Origin of the sequence: Vibrio sp. 10N.222.52.B7 (genome assembly GCF_041474275.1) — a bacterium.
Lineage (GTDB): Bacteria > Pseudomonadota > Gammaproteobacteria > Enterobacterales > Vibrionaceae > Vibrio > Vibrio crassostreae_C.
This window is the reverse complement of the sequence record NZ_JBFRTU010000674.1, coordinates 1-202: the sequence shown is the minus strand read 5'-3', so window position 1 is coordinate 202 and position 202 is coordinate 1. Positions and strand designations below refer to the sequence as shown.

Annotated in this window: 1 protein-coding gene; it reads right to left on the bottom strand. The window is 43.6% G+C overall.

Going from position 1 to position 202, the window contains the following annotated elements; all coding sequences use genetic code 11:
- The coding region (locus AB4512_RS24750) for a hypothetical protein (protein WP_372176120.1) at positions 1-202 on the bottom strand (202 nt) is incomplete at both ends.

Here is a 202-nt window from a genome sequence, read left to right as displayed (position 1 = left end):
GTATGCAATTCTGGAAGCATTCGATAGATCAAATGCAGCTGTTGTAGAACCATTCTGACAGAACTCTCGTCCTCTTCTCGCCACTCACTCAGACGTTTATCCAGTTCAGGGTCGTAAGCGTTTTTTACTTCACACTGTTCTTGGTGGGAGTAGAGTTGATCATTTAGAGCATCGAGATGTTCGTGTATTACTCTGTGTGCAT